The sequence below is a fragment of the Streptomyces mobaraensis genome, from assembly GCF_020099395.1.
Classification (GTDB): Bacteria; Actinomycetota; Actinomycetes; order Streptomycetales; family Streptomycetaceae; genus Streptomyces.
The window spans coordinates 6,744,846-6,762,454 of the sequence record NZ_CP083590.1; the positions used below are offsets into that span (position 1 = coordinate 6,744,846).

Genomic DNA, 17,609 nt, shown 5'->3' on the forward strand with positions numbered 1-17,609 from the left:
CGGGGTGCGAGCGGGAGGTACGGCCGCGGACGGCGGACGCGGGGGATCGCCGCCGCCCCCGGCCGTACTGATCACACGGTAGAAAGGCCGGCCGGCAGGCCACAGGGGCATTGCCGACAGGTTCCGACGGAATACCGCCGCCGGGCAGCCGTCCCCGTCCCGCCGTCCGGCAGCCGTCCCCGTCCCGCCGTCCGGCGGCCCGCCCCCGTCCCGCGCCCGGTGGCCGTCCCCGCCGCGGCACCCGGGGAAAGCGGAGGTACCGTCCGTGTATGCACACGGTCGCCGTCCTCGCCCTCCCGCGCGTGATCCCGTTCGACCTCTCCACCGCCGTGGACACCTTCGGCCGCGTCCGGCTGTCCGACGGGAGCCCCGGTTACGCGGTCCGGGTCTGTGCCGAGCAGGACGAAGTCGACGTCGGCTCGGGGGCCTTCACCCTGCGGGCGCCCTGGGGGCTGGACGGGCTGCGCGGCGCGGACACCGTCGTCGTACCCGGTACCGCCGACCCGGCCGCGCCCCTCACTCCCGCCGTCCGCGCCGCGCTGCGCCGGGCCGCCGCCGACGAGGGCGGCCCGCGCATCGCGTCGATCTGCTCCGGCGCCTTCGCCCTCGCCGCCGCCGGACTGCTGGACGGGCTGCGGGCGACCACCCACTGGCTGGCCGCCGCACGGCTCGCCGCCGACCACCCGCGGGTCGACGTCGACCCGGACGTCCTCTACGTCGACAACGGCCGGATCCTCACCTCGGCCGGCGCGGCGGCCGGGCTGGACATGTGCCTGCACATGGTCCGCCGCGACCACGGCTCCGCGGTGGCCGCCGACGCCGCCCGGCTCTCCGTGACGCCCCTCGAACGGGAGGGCGGCCAGGCGCAGTTCATCGCCCACGACCACATACCCGTTCCGGCCGGCTCCGCGCTGGAGCCGCTGCTCCGCTGGCTGGGCGAGAACCTCGCCCGCCCGCTCACCGTGGACGACATCGCCGCCCGGGCCGGCGTCAGCCCCCGCACGCTCACCCGCCGCTTCCGCGAGCAGACCGGCACGACGCCGCTGCAGTGGCTGCACCGCGCCCGGATCCGCCGGGCCCAGCAGCTCCTGGAGACCACCCGCCGGCCCGTCGAACACATCGGCGCCGAGGTCGGGTTCGGCTCGCCGACGGCCTTCCGCGACCGCTTCCGCCGCACCACGGGCGTCAGCCCCCGCGCCTACCGCCGCGCCTTCGCCGCCGAGCCGGCCGGGTGAGGGGCCCTGCGCCCGGCCGCGCGTAGCGAAGGCGCCGAGGGTGGTCTCGGAGACGGACACCCGTCGCGCTGATCCTCGTTCAGCGTCTCACCGGTCCGGATGCCGGGCGGTTCGGCCCGGGCGCCGCCCTGTGGTTCTCCGCCCCCGACGCGCACGCCGTGCACGAGCAGCTCACCCCGGCCGGGGTGACTGCCCTCACCCCAGCCGACGACAGTCCTTTCCAGCCGGTGTTCTCCTTCGAAGGGCCCGAGGGCTGTGTCTTGACCGCTCACAGGTCTGACGTCGTTCAGGGGGTCTGGCGTCGTTCACGGATCTGACGCCGGCCGACGTCCCGGAGGCCGGGCCCGGGGGTCGTCCGGCCGTCAGTCGAAGTACACGACCAGCCGGACGTGCTCGTCGCCGAAGCGGCCGGCGAGCGCCCCCATCACGGCGAAGACGTGCTCCCAGCCGGTCCCGGGGCCGATCGCGTCCCGGCGGGTGAACCTCCGGTAGCTCACCCGCGTCGTGCCCGCCCGCCACTCGCCGAACGGCGTGGCGGCGGGGCCGTCCGCCGCCGGGCCGGGGCCCAGCCGGTCCAGGACGTCCGGCGGCCAGTCGTCGGTGACCCAGCGGCGTTCCTCCAGTGCCGGCGTGCGGTCGTCCCGGAGGACGAGGGCGCCGCGGATGTCCGCCGGGGCCGCGTCCAGGTCGATCCGCGCCAGCTCCGCCCAGGTCACCCAGGTCGGGCCGTGCACCGCCGCATCGAGGCCGGCGGCCTCGTCGAACTCCTTCCTCAGCTCCGGCGACACGTCCGGCGGCAGCCCCCTGCCGGCGGCGACCGGCTCCCAGCCCACCAGGTCGCGGACGCCGAAGAGGCAGCCGAAGGCCGCGTAGTCGCGCCCGGAGTAGAGCGGGTACAGGTCGACGGCACGCTCCCAGGGCGGCCTGGTGTACCAGTCCTCGTCGGCGTTCGGGTTGCGGATCTCTATGCCGCCGTAGATGTCGGTGCCCATGCGGCGCAGCGTAGGGCGTCCGCCGTCCATACGGCGAAGGGATTCCGGCGGAGGCGTTCCGGCGACGGCGTTCCGGCGGCGGGAGCGGCGGGAGCGGCGACAGGGGTGGCAGGGGGGCAGAGGGGCAGGGGGGCAGGGGTGACAGCGGGGCCGGAAACCGCTGAGAGGTAGTGTCGTACGCCCCGATTGCCCGAAAGGCCCGCCCATGCACGACGTCCGTTTCACGCTCGCCCACGCGGGTTCCGGCCGCGGTCGCCTCCGGAAGCGGACCTCCCACACCTGGTCCGGGACCGTGCCCGGCTCCGGTCCCGTGGAGCTGGTCTGCCCCGCGGAGGAGGACCTCACCCGGGAGACCCTGACCACCTGGGTGTCGGGGCGGGGGATCCCTCCGATGAGCTTCACCGGCGTCGGCTTCCGGGGCCGCCCGCGCCTGGCGCGCATGGAGCTGACCGCCGACGGGTGGGCGGCCCGGTCGAGGCGCCGCCATTTCGCGGTCTCGGCGGGTGGCCGCGCCCTGCGGATCGAGGTCGCCGGGCGCGCGTACCGCTACCGGGCGCTCCGCGGCCGTCGGCACGAACTGCGGCGGGACGGCGCCGTCGTCACCGTCGCCTCCGCGGGACGGGTGGCGAGGCGGTACCCGCACACCCTCACCGGCGACGCCCAGGGCGCCCACGACGCCCTGGACATCGGCCTGGCGCTCCTCCTGGAAGGCGTCTACACCCGCAACCTCACCTTCGGTGGCGCGCTGTACTCCTGGCCCGGCCGCTTCCTGACCCGCGTGGAGATACCGGACTTCTTCTGAGCCCGCTCGCGCGGGCCGTCCGAGCCGGTTCCGGCGGGCTGTTCCGGTCAGCCGGTTCCACCGGGGCCGCCCCGACGCAGCCGCCCCGACGCAGCCGTTCCGGCGGCGCCGTTCGCCCCGCGCCTACGGCACCCCCGGCAGATCCTCCGCGTACAGCAGCGTCAAGTCGTCCTTGCTCGGATGCGTCAGCTGGGCCACCCGCCCCGCGTGCCGTTCGACCATGGCCTCGAAAGTCTGGCGGGCCGTGCGGCCGTTGCCGAAGGCCGGGCCGCGGGGGACCGAGCGGAAGTACTGGAGCAGGGCCTCGGCCGCGCCCTCGCCGATGCGGTACTCGTGCTCCTCCGCCTGCTGTTCGACGATCCGCAGCAGCTCCTCGGGGGCGTAGTCGCCGAACGTGATCGTGCGGGAGAAGCGGGACGCCACCCCGGGGTTGACGCTGAGGAAGCGCTCCATCTCGGCCGTGTAGCCGGCGACGATCACCACCACCGCCTCCCGGTGGTCCTCCATCAGCTTCACCAGCGTGTCGATGGCTTCCCGGCCGAAGTCGCGGCCCGAGTCCTCGGGGGCCAGCGCGTACGCCTCGTCGATGAACAGGACGCCGCCCCGGGCGCGTTCGAACGCCTCCTGGGTGCGGATGGCCGTGGAGCCGATGTGCTCGCCCACCAGGTCCACCCGGGAGACCTCCACCAGGTGGCCGCGCTCCAGGACGCCGAGCGAGGCCAGGATCTCGCCGTACAGCCGCGCCACCGTCGTCTTGCCGGTGCCGGGGGAGCCGGTGAAGACCAGGTGGCGGCGGACGGAGGCGGCTTTGAGCCCCGCCTCCTGCCGGCGGCGGCCCACCTCGATCATGTCGGTGAGCGCCCGGACCTCCTTCTTGACGCTCTCCAGGCCCACCAGCGCGTCCAGTTCGCCGAGGACCGTCGCCGACGGGCGCGCCGAGCCCTCTTCTTCCCGGCGCGGTACGGGAAGGGGGGCCGGGGGCGATACGGAAGCGGGTGCCGGCCGCGAGCGTTCCGCCATCGCCGGGACCGCCGGGACCGCCGGGACCGTCGGGCCGGGGACGCGGACCGGCATCGGCTCGTCGCTCGTGCAGCCCTCGCTCAGCGGCCCCGGACCGCCGCCCTCCGCGTGCCCGTGCCCGCCCCCGCCGTCCGCGAACTCGTAACCGCCGCGCGCGCAGCGCTCCGTGTGGCAGCGGGTCAGCGTCGCCCGGCAGCCGTCGATGACGTGGAAGCCGTAGCCGCCGCTGCCCGTCACCCGGCAGTGCCGGAACGTGCCCCGGCCCTCGGCCGACACGTAGAACCCCGCCTCCAGCGGCGAACTCACCGCGCAGTCCTCGAAGGTGGGGTCCGCGCCCTTGGTGACGATCACCCCCGTGGCCGTCGCGTCGACGGCACAGCCCGTCAGCGTGCCGCCGCTGCCGTGGTCGCGGAACCAGGCGCCGGTCGTCGCCTCCCGGATCCGGCAGTCGTCGAGCCGCGCGGTCGCCCCGCCGCTCACCGACACCGCCGTCCCGCGGATCCGTGACAGATCGCTGTCGGTGACCTCCGCGCACGAACCGCGGTCCAGCACGAACAGCGCGTCCGGCACGTCGTGCACCCGGCAGGAGGCGAGGACGGCCGTGGCGCCGTCGCTCACCCACACCGCCGGATAGTCGCCCGTACTGTCCTGGAGCTCGCACCCGACGGCCTCCGCGCGGGTGCCCGGGTCCCAGACCGACAGTCCGTTCCGCCCGAACCGGCGCACCGTCGACCGGGCCATGGTCAGCACCGAACGCGCCCGCAGATCCACCGCGTTCTCCGGAACGTCGTGGATGTCGCAGTCGTCGACCGCCAGGACGGCGCCGGTGTCCAGCGTCACCCCGTCGCCCGCCACCCGGTGCACCCGGCAGTCGGACAGCCGGCCGGCCGCCCGCTCCGCCATCCGCACGCCGGCGCCCCGGATCTCGTACACCTCGCAGCCGATCGCCTCCAGCGTGCTGGCCTCGCCCGTCACCGACAGCCCGGCGCCCCGCGCGTGGTGCACGCGGCAGCGCTCCAGGCGCGGGCCGCCGCCGTCGTGCACGGCGACGCCCGACTGCCCGGCCGCCAGCACCTCGCACTCCTCGAAGACCCCGCCGGCCCGGTCCAGCACCGCCACGCCGACGCCCGCCGCGTTGTCGACCGTGCAGTGGCGCACGGTCGGCCGCGCGCCCCCGCGCACCTCGATGCCCACCGACGAACGCGTCACCACCCGCAGCCCGGTGAGCTCCGGCGCGCCCCCGTCCACCAGCAGCGCGGGCACCGCCGCGTCCTGCCCCTCCACCTGGAGGTCCCGCAGCGCGGCCGCCGCCCGGACGGTGAGCGCCACGCCCTCCGGCGGAGCGATCCGCACCGAACCGGGCACCCCGTCCGCGCCCCTGAGGGTGACCGCGCGGGTGACCACCAGGTTCTCCCGGTAGGTGCCGGGGGCGACGGACAGCACGTCCCCGTCCGCCGCCGCCTCCAGGGCCGCCGCGAGCGATACGTACTCCCCGGTGCGCCGCCGCCAGCGCGACGGGCCGCCGTGCGTCACCTGGACCGAGCCCTGTGCCATGGTGCTGTCGCGCCCCCACCTCGTGCGTCTGCCGCCCGGGACGGATGAGCCGCCCGGGACCGATGCGTACCGGCCGGTCCACCGTAGCGTGCGCCGGGCACGGGAGTTGACCGCCTGACGGCGCCGCCCGGGTCCGCGCGGCACCGCTCGGCTCGTCCCGTGGCACCGCCCGGCTCCGCGGCGGGGTACAGCTCGCCTCCCCGCGCCGGCGCTCAGCTCCCCGCGCCGGCCCGGCCCCAGGTGTGCCCGGCCCGCTCCCACGCGCGGTCCCACCGCTCGTACCGCCGCCGGACGATCCGCCACATGACCAGGCGGCGCAGCCCGTGCACCGCGCCCGCCGCGGCCACACCGGCCCCGACGCCGGCGAGCACGGCGTGGAGGGACGCCGTGGTGCCGTCCAGCGGGCGGCCCGCGAGCCGGCCCCGGTCGTCCGTCCAGAGCGGGAACCGCCGGCCGGGTATCTCCGCGCCCCGGAGCGGTACGAGGCCGGTGCGCGGCCCGCCGTCCGGGCCCGGCCAGCGGGCCAGGATCCGGTGGTAGCCGTCCCGCCCCGGCGAGCCCTCGCGGTCGCCCGCGGCGGCGCGCACCGGCTCCGGGCGGAGCGCGACCGCGCTCACCAGGTGCCGGTGCGACTGCTGTTCACGGGCCGTCTGCCGGAGCACCGCGTGGGCGGACGAACCCGCCAGCAGCCCCGCCAGCGGGCCGACGACGAGCATCAGGACCACCGCCGCCAGCCCGACCCAGCTCTCCAGGACATCGGTGGGACGGCGCAGCGGGTTCCGCCGCCAGCGCCAGGCGGACCGCCGGGCGGACCGCAGGGTCCAGGACCGCATCCGGGACGTCGCGTTCATGAAGCTCACCCCCCTGCGTCTCATTACCTCACAAGAGGCGGCGCATGCGGGAAAGGGCGTCGCGGAGGGCGGAATCACTCCCGGTGGAGGTCCGGGGGCCGCACGTTGACGCGCCGGGGCGCACGGGGGCGCGCCGGCGCGCGGAACGGTCTTCCGGACGGTCCTTCAGGCCGGTCTTCCTACCGGACCTTATGGAAGCCGTGGTGATGAAGGCGGTTCCCGGCATCAAGTGACCAGGTGATCCGGACGAACCAGGCGATCAGGCAATGCGGTCGAGGACCTCGAACGGATCCCCGACCCGCAGCACTCCGGGATGCTCCGGGACGAGGTTCTGCCCGAAGACGAGCCCGGTCGCACCGCGCCGGTGGCGGGCCAGGGTGTGCAGCGGCTCCCGGCCGCGCGCGGCCGTGCGCTGGTCGGTGGTGGTGACGACGCAGCGCCCGCAGGGTTTGACGACCCGGAAGGTCACGTCGCCCAGCCGTACCCGGCGCCAGCCGTCCTCCTCCCACGCGCCGGTGCCGCCGACCACCACGTTCGGGCGGAAGCGGTCCATCGGCAGCGGGCCCTCGTCCGGGTGCTCGCCTCCGGCGATCAGCGAGTTGAGCGCCGCGAGCGACGCGGCGGAGGTGAGCAGCAGCGGGAAGCCGTCGGCGAAGCCGACCCGGTCCTCCGGGCGTCCGTACCGGGGGTCGACCGGGCGCCGGACCGCCGGGTCGTCCATGTGCACGAGCCGGGCCTCGACGCCCAGGAAGGCGGTCAGCCAGGCGTCGGCCTCGGGGCCCGCGGGCACCGCCTCGACCTTGTCCCGGAACACCTCCACGGTGACCGTGCCCCGCCGCCCGGGATCGGGTACCGGTACGTCCAGGGGTGCGGCCCCCGGGCCGGAGATCCGCACCCCGCCCCCGGGCAGCCCGCGTGCCGCCCCCAACGCGAGCCGGGGGAGCTGCCGTTGGGTGAGGAACCGGCCGTCCGGCGCGGTCACCATCCACCGCCGGTCCCCGGCGAGCCCCCATGGCTCCACGGCTGCCCACCCGGGGGAGCCCCCCGCCATCGACTTCACCGGGTGGACGTGGAGCGACAGGAGCGAGGGCGACGGACCGGATGAACCTGAAGTACCGGACGAACCGGAGGGACCCGAAGGATCGGAAGGCGCAGCCATGGGGCCATCCTGCCCGGCCGGATCCGGTGCGCACCCGCGGGTTTCGGGCGGGTGCGGCCCCCGGCCCCCCATCCAGCCACCGGCCATCCGGTCATCCGGCCGCCCGGCCCCCCGGTCACCCGTCGCCGTCGGTCAGTAGCTCCCCGGGCCCGAGTACGGGCGCTGGTACGGACCTTCATACCCCCCGGGCTGGCCGGGCTGGCCGGACGGGCCGGGTGCCGGGCGGGGCGCCACCGGGCGCATCGCGTCGTACCCCGCCGGGCCGGCGGGCCCGGCCTGCGGCTGCTGGTACTGCTGCGGCCCGGGGTAGCCGCGCGGCGCCGACGCCTGCTGCGGGATGTACGGCGCGGGCGCCTGCTGGAGCCCGGCCGACTGCGGGCCGCCCTGCCCGTACTGCGGGGGCTGCTGGGCGTACCCGCTCTGCAGCGACTGCACCGGGTGCGCCGCCGGCGCCGGGCCCGGGCCGTGGCCGGAGGGGCCGGACGGCAGCGCGGGCAGATTGCTGCCGCCGTCGAAGGGGGCCGACACCCGGATCGGGGCGATCTGCGGGGTGCCCCGCTCGGCGACGAGACTGTCGTAGATGGGGGTGTCCGGGAACGACGACGCGGAGTAGTAGCCGCTGCCGTAGGCACTGCGGGGGGAGGTCATAGCCCTTAAGTTAAGCCCACGGTGTGCCGGTTGGGGAGTCAGGTACCCGGGTTGGTTCCGGAGGCCCCTGCGGTGCCGACGACCAATCGGGGCGAAGACGGAGAATTCGGGGGCCACGGTACGTTGGACCCGTGTAAGCAACCGGATCGTTCAGGGCCTGACCAGGGGCTCGTCCGGGAATCGCTCTACAGGGGTGGCAGATGGGGATGCTGAAGGGCACCAACGTCCGGATTCCGGCGCCGGCGGTGCGGATAGAACTGGGCTGGCGGACCGGCCCCGGCGTACCGGACGTGGACGCCTCCGCGCTGCTCCTCGCCGGGGGCCGGGTCCGCTCCGACGCGGACTTCGTCTTCTACAACCAGGCCGTGCACACCTCCGGCGCGGTACGGCACGAGGGCAAGGTGCCGGCGGCCGGCGCGGTGACCGACACCCTGGCCGTCGACCTGGCCTCCGTCGAGCCGGAGGTGGAGACCGTGGTGGTCGCGGCCTCCGCCGACGGCGGCACGTTCGGGCAGGTGCCGGGGCTGTACGTGCGGGTCTTCGACGCGGCGGGCGGCGCGGAGCTGGCGCGCTTCGACAGCGAGGACGCGACGGTCGAGACGGCCTTCGTGCTCGGCGAGCTCTACCGGCGGCAGGGGGAGTGGAAGTTCCGGGCGGTCGGCCAGGGGTACGACAGAGGGCTCGCCGGCCTGGCGACGGACTTCGGCATCTCGGTGGACGATCCCGGGCCCGCTCCCGTCGCGCCCCCGGCCCCCGCGGCGGCGCCGGCTCCGGTGGCCGCTCCGGCTCCTCCCGCCGCGGCCCCGGTGCCCCCCGCGACCCCCGCCGCCCGGCCCGTGAGCCTGAGCAAGGTCACGCTCACCAAGCAGGCCCCGTCCGTCTCGCTCACCAAGCAGGGCGGCACCTCCGGCGCGCTGCGCGTCAACCTCAACTGGCAGATGCGGCAGCAGGAACCGGCGAAGGGCGGTGGCTGGGGCCGCCGTCTCACCCGGGCGCTCCAGGGCGACCTGGACCTCGACCTCGGCTGCCTCTTCGAGCTCAACGACGGGACGAAGGGCGTGGTGCAGGCCCTCGGCAACTCCTTCGGCTCGCTCCAGCGCCCGCCCTACATCCACCTCGACGGCGACGACCGCACCGGCGCCGCGGCGCAGGGCGAGAACCTCACCATCAACCTCGACCACAGCCGTGACTTCCGGCGCATCCTCGTCTTCGTCACGATCTACCAGGGGGCCAGCAGCTTCGCGGGCCTCCATGCCACGGTCACCCTCCAGCCGCAGCACGGCGCGCCCATCGACTTCTCGCTCGACGAGTGCACCGTGCCGTCCAACGTCTGCGCGCTGGCCCTCATCACCAACAACGGCGGCGACCTCGTCGTTCAGCGCGAGGCCCGTTACCTGGTCCCCGACCGGGGCGTCAGCCCGCAGCGCACGCTGGACCGCGCGTACGGCTGGGGGATGAACTGGACGCCCGGACGGAAGTGACGCCGGCCGGACGGAAGTGACGCCGGCCGGGCGCGGAGGCGCCGGGAGGACTCAGGGCGCGGCCTCAGGGCGCGGCCTCAGGGTGCGGCCTCGGGGCGGGCGTACGTCCGCCCCTTCCAGGCCGCGCCCCGGCCCCGGTAGTGCTGGACCGCCGAGTCGACCGTCATCAGCAGGTACAGCGCGGCGGTGAACGGGAGCAGCGGCGCGAGCCACACCGGCTGCCGGTAGTAGCGCAGCATCGGTAGGTACGTGCCCGTCATCACCGCCCACGCCGCCGCCCCGCAGGCCAGCAGCGGCAGGTTCCCGGCGGCGGCGCCGGCCGCCACGGCCGCCGGCGGGGCGAGGTAGACCACGGCCAGGCCCGCCACCGTGGCGAGCAGCAGCAGCGGCTGGTACAGGAGTTGCGCATAAGCGCTGCGGGACACCATCCGCCACAACTGCCCCAGCCGGGGGTAGGGGCGGATGCTGTCCACCCGCTCGGCGAGGCCCAGCCAGATCCGGCCGCCGGTGCGCTTGACCGCGCGGGCCAGCGTCACGTCGTCGATGACCGCGTGGCGGATGGCGTCCGGGATCCGCGCCCGCTCCGCCGCCTCCCGGCGCAGCAGGACGCAGCCGCCGGCCGCGGCGGCGGTCCGGCCGCCGGGCTGGTTGACCCAGCGGAACGGGTAGAGCTGCGAGAAGAAGTACACGAAGGCCGGGACGATCAGCCGCTCCCACGGGGTGACCACCCGCAGCCGGGCCATCTGCGATACCAGGTCGAGGTCGGCCGCGCGGGCCGCCGCGACGAGTTCGCGCAGGCTGCCGGGCGCGTGCGCGATGTCGGCGTCCGTCAGCAGCAGGTACTCGGCGTCGGTACGGGCGCGGGCCAGCGCCATGCCGTGCCGTACCGCCCACAGCTTGCCGGTCCACCCGGGCCCGGGTTCGCCGGGGGAGTCCACGGTCAGCGGCAGTCCGCCGCGCTCGGCGGCCAGCGACCGGGCCAGGTCGCCGGTGCCGTCCGTGCTGCCGTCGTCGACCAGGAACACCTCGGCCCGGCCCGGGTAGTCCTGGGCCAGCAGCGACGGCAGGCTCTCCGGGAGCACCTCCGCCTCGTCCCGGGCGGGCACCACGATCGCCACGGACGGCCAGTCGTCCGGCGGCCGGAGGTCCGGCGGTGTGCGATGTGGCAGGCGCACGTCCGTGCGCCAGAAGAAGCCCTGGCCCAGCAGCAGCCACAGCCACGCGGCCAGGGAACCGACGGAGATCCATGTCAGCGCGTTCACCCGCCGCAGTCTGCCCGACGCGCTCCGGGGCGGGGGCGCCCGGAGCGCGGGCGATCGGAGAAGGGACGGGAAAAGTCCGGTCGAAACGGGCGGCGAGCGGGGCTCCCCGGCCCTCTCCGCCGTCCGCCCATTAACCCGTGTGCGGCCCATCCATTAAAGTGACCGGGTGAAGATCGCGCTCATGGACTCCGGCAACGGCCTCCTCGCGGCGGCGGCCGCCGTGCACCGGTTGCGGCCCGACGCCGATCTGGTCCTCTCCTCGGACCCCGGCAGCATGCCCTGGGGTCCCCGCACCCCGCAGGACGTCACCGAACGCGCCCTGGGCTGCGCACGCGCCGCCGCGGCGCAGCGGCCGGACGCCCTGATCATCGCCTGCAACACCGCCTCGGTCCACGCGCTGGCGGCCGTCCGGGCCGAACTGGAGCCGGGCCTTCCGGTGATCGGCACGGTCCCCGCGATCAAGCCGGCCGCGGCGGGCGGCGGCCCGTTCGCCATCTGGGCCACCCCGGCCACCACCGGCAGCCCCTACCAGCGCGGCCTCATCCGCGAGTTCGCGGCCGGCGTCGAGGTCACCGAGGTGGCGTGCCCCGGGCTCGCCGACGCGATCCAGTGGGCCGACGACGCCGCCATCGACGCCGCCATCGCCTCGGCGGCGGCCCGTACCCCGCGCGACGTCCGCGCCGTCGTCCTCGGCTGCACCCACTACGAGCTGGTCGCCGAGCGCATCCGGGCCGCCGTCCAGGCGCCCGCCGGACCGCCGCTGGTCCTGTACGACTCGGCCGGCGCGGTGGCCGCCCAGGCGCTGCGCCGGATCGGCGCCGCCCCGGCGCCGGACGCGGAACCGACGGGCCGCCTGACGGTGCTGCTCGGGGGACGCGAAGGGGTCCTCGACGCGGCCTCGCTGAGCTACCCGGAGGCCCGTTCCCTGACGACGGTGGGGGCGGGACGCCCGTAAGGGCGGGGAGCACCTCGGAAGGGGGCGGAGACCGGTACGCGTCCGGGCCGTCCCCGTGGAGACCCCTGCCGCCGGGCCGGAACCTCGGTACGCTGCCTGGTATGAGGGACCAGCCGGAGGCCCCGAAGGGGCACGACGACAGCGAGTCCGCCGTCTGGACGGGCCGCGCCACCAACCGCGTGCAGTGGCTGCTGGCCGCCGCCGGAGCCGCCTGCATGGCGCTGGGCATCGACCTGGCCGTCGCGCACCCCTGGACCTCCGGGATCATCCCGCTGGTGATGTCCGTCGTCGGCTGCGTCGCCGCCGGACTGCTGATGCTCTACGGCACGGTCGCGTTCGTGCACGTGGCGGTGCGGGTCGACAAGGAGACACTGGAGGTCCGCTGCGGCCACATCGGGCTGCCCCGGACCCGTATCCCCCTCGCCCAGGTGGTCGACGCCGCGTTCGCGCCCCGGGTGACCCCCCGCCAGTGGGGCGGCTGGGGCTACCGCTGGCGGCCGGAGCAGGGGACGGCGGTCGTCGTGCGCCGCGGCGAGGGCTTCGTGCTCCGGCTGGGCGACGGGCGCTCGTTCACGGTCACGGTGGACGACGCGGAGGCCGCCGTGCGGGTGATCCGCGACCGGCTCGGCCTCGCCGGCGGGCGACCCGCATCCGTCTGAGACACGCCTCCTCCGGACCCCTCCCGGCGTTCCGCGAATCTGAATGCCCCCGTCGTGTGACGTCCGCCGGGCCCCCGGGCCCGCCGCCGCCTGAGGCCCCGGCCGTCGGGAGCCAGTTCACAGTACGCGAGTTCCAGCGTTCGAAGGAAAAGGCGGAAACAAATTCGGCCACTCCTCGGGCGTGTCACTTGAAGTCCCCGGCATCCGCTCTATCCGGGATCCGTTTGCTTTGCTAACGTGTGGGGTGCGTATTCTTCCGAGCGCAGTCGGGAGTCGTTGAGGATGCACCGCAAAAGCATATGATCGACCGCTCGATCCCACGTCAGTGAGTGCGGCTTTTCCCGCCGGGTGACAACCCGCGGGAAGGGCATTCTGACGAACCGGACGGCGGGGGTGCCGCGGCCTCTGATCACCACGGTGGATCAGGACGAAGCACGAGGTCAGGACGGCAGCCGTCCCTATCGCTTTGCGCACTGTCAAAACCCTCCGGGCCCCCATGCCCACCTCGCTTCAGGGAGATTCTTCTCGCCTGTTCGAGCTGAATGCAGGGACGCGCATGAAAGCTTTTCGGGTCACTCGCGAGTTTCCTCTCGCATTGCGACTGCTACTGATCAACCAGTTTGGCATCGACATCGGGTTCTATATCCTGGTGCCATTTCTCGCGGCATATCTGGGTCAGGAACTCGGAATGTCCGACGCGCTCGTCGGCCTGGTGCTCGGCGTGCGCAACCTCGGCCAGCAGGGCCTGTTCCTCCTCGGCGGCTCCGCCGCCGACCGGCTGGGCCCGCGCGCCGTCATCATCACCGGATGCGCCCTGCGCACCCTGGGCTTCTCCCTCTTCGCCTTCGGCACCACGCTGCCGGTCGTCCTCGGGGCCTCACTGCTCAACGGACTGGCCGCCGGCCTCTTCTACCCGTCCGCCCGGGCCTACGTCGCCCTGGAGGCGGGGGACCGCAAGGCGGAGGCGTTCGCCCTGCTCAACGTCTACGCGACCATCGGCTCGCTGATCGGGCTGCTCCTCGGCAGCGTGCTGATCCGCGCCGACTTCCGGATCTGCGCCGTCGCCGCCGCCGGCGTCTACGCGCTGCTCACCGTCGCGCAGGCCATGGTCATCCCGGAGCGGCCGGCCCCCGCCGCCGACCGGAGCACCGTCCTCGGCGACTGGCTGGAGGTCTTCGGCAACCGCCGCTTCCTGCTGTTCTCCCTCGCCACCACCGGCATGTTCACCGTGGAGAACCAGCTCTGCCTGCTGCTGCCCGCCGGGGCGAAACAGGCGTCCGGCTGGGAGGGCGCGGCCGGCGTACTGCTCGGGGCCGGTGCCGCCGTCAACCTCTTCCAGATGCCCATCACCCGCGCCCTGGAACGGCACGGCGGCGGCAGCCGGTGGGTCGGCGGCGGCCTCGTCCTCATGGGCCTCGGCTTCGTCCCCCCCACTGCTGATCTGCGCCGACGGACCCCCCGACGGGCTGCGGGAGGTCGTGCCGCGGATGCTCGTCATGCTGATCGGTTCGCTGCTGCTGTTCGTCGGCACGATGGTCGCCCACCCGGCGGTCCTGGAGATGATCCCCCGGTTCGGCCGCGAGACGCTCGCCGGCACCTACTTCGGGCTGTTCTACGTCTTCGCCGGGCTGACCGCCGCCGGCGGCAACGCCGTCGTCGGCTGGACGATGGACATCGGCAAACAGTACGAGTGCCCGTGGCTGCCTTGGATCGGCTGCGTCGCCTTCGGCCTCTCCTCCGCCCTCGCCGTCACCCTCCTCTACCGCACCCGGCTCCTCCCGGACCGCCCGGAGGTCTCCGCGATGGAGGGCACCGTCATCCCGTCCGGCCTGCCCGAGCGGAGCGGCGCGATGGCCGCGGAGGCGAGCTCCGGCCCGGCCGGGCCGACGGCGGAGAGCGTCGGCCGCTGGGAGGCGGGCTTCCTCGGCCGGACCCGCCTGCCGGGCCCGGGCCGGGCGGCGGACGAGGCGCGGGAGAAGCCGCCGCGCTGAGCGGCGCTCGGCGGCGCTCGGGCGCCGCGGCGTCTTGGCCGCCGGCGGTGAGGCGGGGCCGCCGGCTGGGCAGCTTGCCGGCTTGGCTGCCGGCGGTGACCGCGATGCCGGCTTGGCGGCTTGGCAGCCGGCGGTGACTCGGTGCCGGACGGGCCCCTTACCGGCCCGCGTGGCCCGGGGGCCCGCAGGGGACCGCCGTCGGCACCCGCCACGCGTCGTACCGCACGGCCGCTCCTCCCGCCCGCCTCGCGCGGCCGGGGCGGAGCGGCCGTTCCGGCGTGCGGGGCCGGGGGGAGGGGGCGGGAACGCGCCCGGTCCCGATGCCGGGGCGGTCCGGTCCCGACGCCGGGCCGTCCGGCCCGTGAGCGGCCCGCCCCGTGCGTACGGCCGCCTTGCGCGGGCAGGCGGAGCGCCGCAAGGTCGAGACGAGGAGACCCGGCACCGCGCCGGTGCCGCCCCGGCGTACGGACGGGCGGGGACGGGCCGCCGGGCCCGTGCCGCGCGAGGCGCCAGGTGCCGTCGCCGGGTCACCGAGCCGCCGCTGAGGAAGGACGCCCATGCCCATCGCCACGGTGAACCCCGCGACCGGCGAGACCCTCAAGACGTTCGAGGCCCTGGCCCCGGACGGGATCGAGCGCCGGGTGGCCGCCGCGGCCGCCGCGTTCCGGCACCACCGGACCCGGGACTTCGCCGAGCGGGCCCGGCTGCTCCGCCGCGCCGCCGACCTCCTGGAGGAGGACGGGGACGACATCGCCCGCACCATGACCCTCGAAATGGGCAAGCCGCTCGCCGCCGCCCGCGCGGAGGCGGCCAAGTGCGTGAAGGCCATGCGCTGGTACGCCGAGCACGCCGAGGCGCTGCTCGCGGATGAGCACCCGCCGGCCGACGCGGTCGCCGACTCGGGCGCGTCGGCCGTCCGCGTCCACCACCGCCCGCTGGGCCCGGTGCTGGCCGTCATGCCGTGGAACTTCCCGCTGTGGCAGGTCGTCCGGTTCGCCGCCCCCGCGCTGATGGCCGGCAACGTCGGGCTGCTCAAGCACGCGTCCAACGTGCCGCAGACGGCCCTGTACCTGGAGGACCTCTTCCGCCGGGCCGGCTATCCCGAGGGCTGCTTCCAGACGCTGCTCATCGGCTCCGGCGCCGTCGAGTCCGTCCTGCGCGATCCCCGGGTGGCCGCCGCCACCCTCACCGGCAGCGAGCCGGCGGGCCGTTCGGTCGCGTCCGTCGCCGGGGACGAGATCAAGAAGACGGTCCTGGAACTGGGCGGCAGCGACCCGTACGTGGTGATGCCCTCCGCCGACCTGGCCCGCGCCGTCCGGACGGCGGTGACGGCCCGCGTCCAGAACAACGGCCAGTCCTGCATCGCCGCCAAGCGCTTCATCGTCCACACGGACGTCTACGAGACGTTCCTGGAGCGCTTCACCGCCCGTATGGACGGTCTGACCGTCGGCGACCCCCTGGACGAGGCCACCGACGTCGGCCCGCTCGCCACCGAGCAGGGCCGCGCCGACGTCGAGGAACTCGTCGACGACGCGGTGCGGCAGGGCGCGGTGCCCCGGTGCGGCGGCGGCCGGCCCGCCCTGCCCGGGAAGCTGGCCGGCGGCTGGTTCTACGAGCCGACCGTGCTCTCGGACGTCACCCCGGAGATGCGCATCCACCGCGAGGAGGCGTTCGGCCCGGTCGCCACCGTCTACCGCGTCGCGGACCTCGACGAGGCGGTGACGGTGGCCAACGACTCGCCGTTCGGCCTCAGTTCCAACGTCTGGACCCGGGACGAGGGCGAACAGCGGCGCTTCGTCCGCGACCTGGAGGCGGGCGGCGTCTTCTTCAACGGCATGACCGCCTCCCACCCGGCCTTCCCCTTCGGCGGCGTCAAGCGCTCGGGCTACGGCCGTGAGCTGTCGGGGCAGGGCATCCGCGAGTTCTGCAACGTCACCACGGTGTGGTACGGAGCGGAACCGGCCGCCGACGCCTGACCTGAGGGGGGATCAGCATCCCCAGCGCAGGGCGGGCGTCCGCACCGGCGCGTCCCACCACCGCAGCATCTCGTCGTCGACCTGGCAGAGCGTCACGGAGGCGCCGGCCATGTCCAGGGAGGTGACGTAGTTCCCGACCAGCGTCCGGGCGACGGGCACCCCGCGCTCGCGCAGCACGCGGTGCACCTCCGCCGCGAAGCCGTACAGCTCCAGCAGCGGCGTCCCGCCGGCCCCATTGACGAGCGCGAGCACCGGACCGGTGGGATGGAGATCGTCCAGCACCGCGTGCACGGCGTAGTCCGCGACCTCTCCGGACGTCATCATCGCCCGGCGCTCCCGGCCCGGCTCCCCGTGGATGCCGACCCCGAGCTCCAGCTCACCGGCCGGCAGATCGAAGGTGGGACCGCCCTTGCTCGGCGTCGAACAGGCCGACAGCGCGACGCCGAAGCTCCGCGACGCCTCGTTCACCCGCCGCGCGACCGCCTCCACCCGCGCCAGCGGCGCCCCCGCCTCCGCCACCGCCCCCGCGATCCTCTCCACGAACAGCGTGGCCCCCGTCCCCCGGCGACCGGCCGTGTGCGTGCTGTCGGTCACCGCGACATCGTCGTTGACGAGCACGCTGGCCACCTGGATCCCCTCGTCCTCGGCGAGCTCGGCGGCCATGTTGAAGTTCAGGACGTCACCGGTGTAGTTCTTCACGACGAACAGCACGCCCGCCCCACTGTCCACGGCAGCCGCCGCCCGCACCATCTGGTCAGGCACGGGACTCGTGAAAATCTCCCCGGGGCACGCGGCATCCAGCATCCCCAGCCCCACGAACCCCCCATGCAACGGCTCATGCCCCGACCCACCCCCCGACACCAGCCCCACCTTCCCCGCCACCGGAGCCTCCCGCCGCCGCACGACCCGCCCCTCCACATCCACGACCAGTTCGGGATGCACGGCGGCCATACCCCGCAGGGCGTCGGGGACGACGGACTCGGGGACGTTGATCAGCATTTTCACGGGGAGCTCCTCCGGTGAC

Annotated in this window: 14 protein-coding genes and 1 pseudogene; 8 read left to right on the forward strand and 7 right to left on the reverse strand. The window is 75.0% G+C overall.

From position 1 onward, the window contains the following. Positions 1-269 precede the first annotated feature (269 nt). Positions 270-1,235, forward strand: a complete 966-nt coding sequence (locus K7I03_RS30030) for a GlxA family transcriptional regulator (RefSeq protein WP_185940866.1) — start codon at positions 270-272, stop codon at positions 1,233-1,235. Positions 1,236-1,597: 362 nt separating this feature from the next. Here the strand turns inward: K7I03_RS30030 and K7I03_RS30035 are convergent, their stop codons facing one another. Next, a complete protein-coding gene (locus tag K7I03_RS30035) occupies positions 1,598-2,227 on the reverse strand; it encodes a hypothetical protein (RefSeq protein ID WP_185940867.1) in 630 nt (209 codons plus the stop codon). Positions 2,228-2,432: 205 nt separating this feature from the next. On the opposite strand from K7I03_RS30035, the gene K7I03_RS30040 reads away from it, so the two are divergent. Then, entirely contained in the window at positions 2,433-3,029 is a 597-nt protein-coding gene (locus K7I03_RS30040) for a hypothetical protein (RefSeq protein ID WP_185940868.1), read from the forward strand. A gap of 123 nt (positions 3,030-3,152) precedes the next feature. Here the strand turns inward: K7I03_RS30040 and K7I03_RS30045 are convergent, their stop codons facing one another. The 4 genes from K7I03_RS30045 to K7I03_RS30060 all read right to left on the reverse strand — a co-directional run bounded on the left by K7I03_RS30045 (position 3,153) and on the right by K7I03_RS30060 (position 8,261). Continuing rightward, on the reverse strand, positions 3,153-5,603 hold the full coding sequence (locus K7I03_RS30045) for a right-handed parallel beta-helix repeat-containing protein (protein WP_185940869.1): 2,451 nt from the start codon (positions 5,601-5,603) through the stop codon (positions 3,153-3,155). Between the two features lie 212 nt (positions 5,604-5,815). Beyond that, on the reverse strand, positions 5,816-6,454 hold the full coding sequence (locus K7I03_RS30050) for an Rv1733c family protein (RefSeq protein ID WP_224347283.1): 639 nt from the start codon (positions 6,452-6,454) through the stop codon (positions 5,816-5,818). Between the two features lie 259 nt (positions 6,455-6,713). Beyond that, complete coding sequence (locus K7I03_RS30055; RefSeq protein ID WP_185941053.1) at positions 6,714-7,535, reverse strand: MOSC domain-containing protein; 822 nt, start codon at positions 7,533-7,535, stop codon at positions 6,714-6,716. Between the two features lie 210 nt (positions 7,536-7,745). Beyond that, entirely contained in the window at positions 7,746-8,261 is a 516-nt protein-coding gene (locus K7I03_RS30060; RefSeq protein ID WP_185940870.1) for a DUF6643 family protein, read from the reverse strand. Positions 8,262-8,467: 206 nt separating this feature from the next. Between K7I03_RS30060 and K7I03_RS30065 the strand changes: the two genes are divergently transcribed. After that, complete coding sequence (locus K7I03_RS30065) at positions 8,468-9,742, forward strand: TerD family protein (RefSeq protein WP_224347738.1); 1,275 nt, start codon at positions 8,468-8,470, stop codon at positions 9,740-9,742. A gap of 77 nt (positions 9,743-9,819) precedes the next feature. On the opposite strand, the gene K7I03_RS30070 is transcribed toward K7I03_RS30065, so the two are convergent. Next, complete coding sequence (locus K7I03_RS30070; RefSeq protein WP_221902565.1) at positions 9,820-10,995, reverse strand: glycosyltransferase; 1,176 nt, start codon at positions 10,993-10,995, stop codon at positions 9,820-9,822. A 175-nt stretch (positions 10,996-11,170) separates the two neighbouring features. Here K7I03_RS30070 and K7I03_RS30075 point away from each other — a divergent pair, with 175 nt between their 5' ends. The 5 genes and pseudogenes from K7I03_RS30075 to K7I03_RS30090 all read left to right on the forward strand — a co-directional run bounded on the left by K7I03_RS30075 (position 11,171) and on the right by K7I03_RS30090 (position 16,585). Next, a complete protein-coding gene (locus K7I03_RS30075; protein ID WP_185940873.1) occupies positions 11,171-11,959 on the forward strand; it encodes a glutamate racemase in 789 nt (262 codons plus the stop codon). Between the two features lie 101 nt (positions 11,960-12,060). Continuing rightward, a complete protein-coding gene (locus K7I03_RS30080) occupies positions 12,061-12,618 on the forward strand; it encodes a hypothetical protein (RefSeq protein WP_185940874.1) in 558 nt (185 codons plus the stop codon). A 556-nt stretch (positions 12,619-13,174) separates the two neighbouring features. After that, positions 13,175-13,981: pseudogene (locus K7I03_RS30085) on the forward strand (MFS transporter); the annotation flags it as partial. Positions 13,982-14,105: 124 nt separating this feature from the next. Then, entirely contained in the window at positions 14,106-14,609 is a 504-nt protein-coding gene (locus tag K7I03_RS34145) for an MFS transporter (RefSeq protein WP_317988293.1), read from the forward strand. A 557-nt stretch (positions 14,610-15,166) separates the two neighbouring features. Then, entirely contained in the window at positions 15,167-16,585 is a 1,419-nt protein-coding gene (locus K7I03_RS30090) for an NADP-dependent succinic semialdehyde dehydrogenase (RefSeq protein ID WP_185940876.1), read from the forward strand. Positions 16,586-16,597: 12 nt separating this feature from the next. Here the strand turns inward: K7I03_RS30090 and dhaK are convergent, their stop codons facing one another. Beyond that, on the reverse strand, positions 16,598-17,590 hold the full coding sequence (gene dhaK / locus K7I03_RS30095) for a dihydroxyacetone kinase subunit DhaK (RefSeq protein WP_185940877.1): 993 nt from the start codon (positions 17,588-17,590) through the stop codon (positions 16,598-16,600). Between the last annotated feature and the right edge of the window lie 19 nt (positions 17,591-17,609).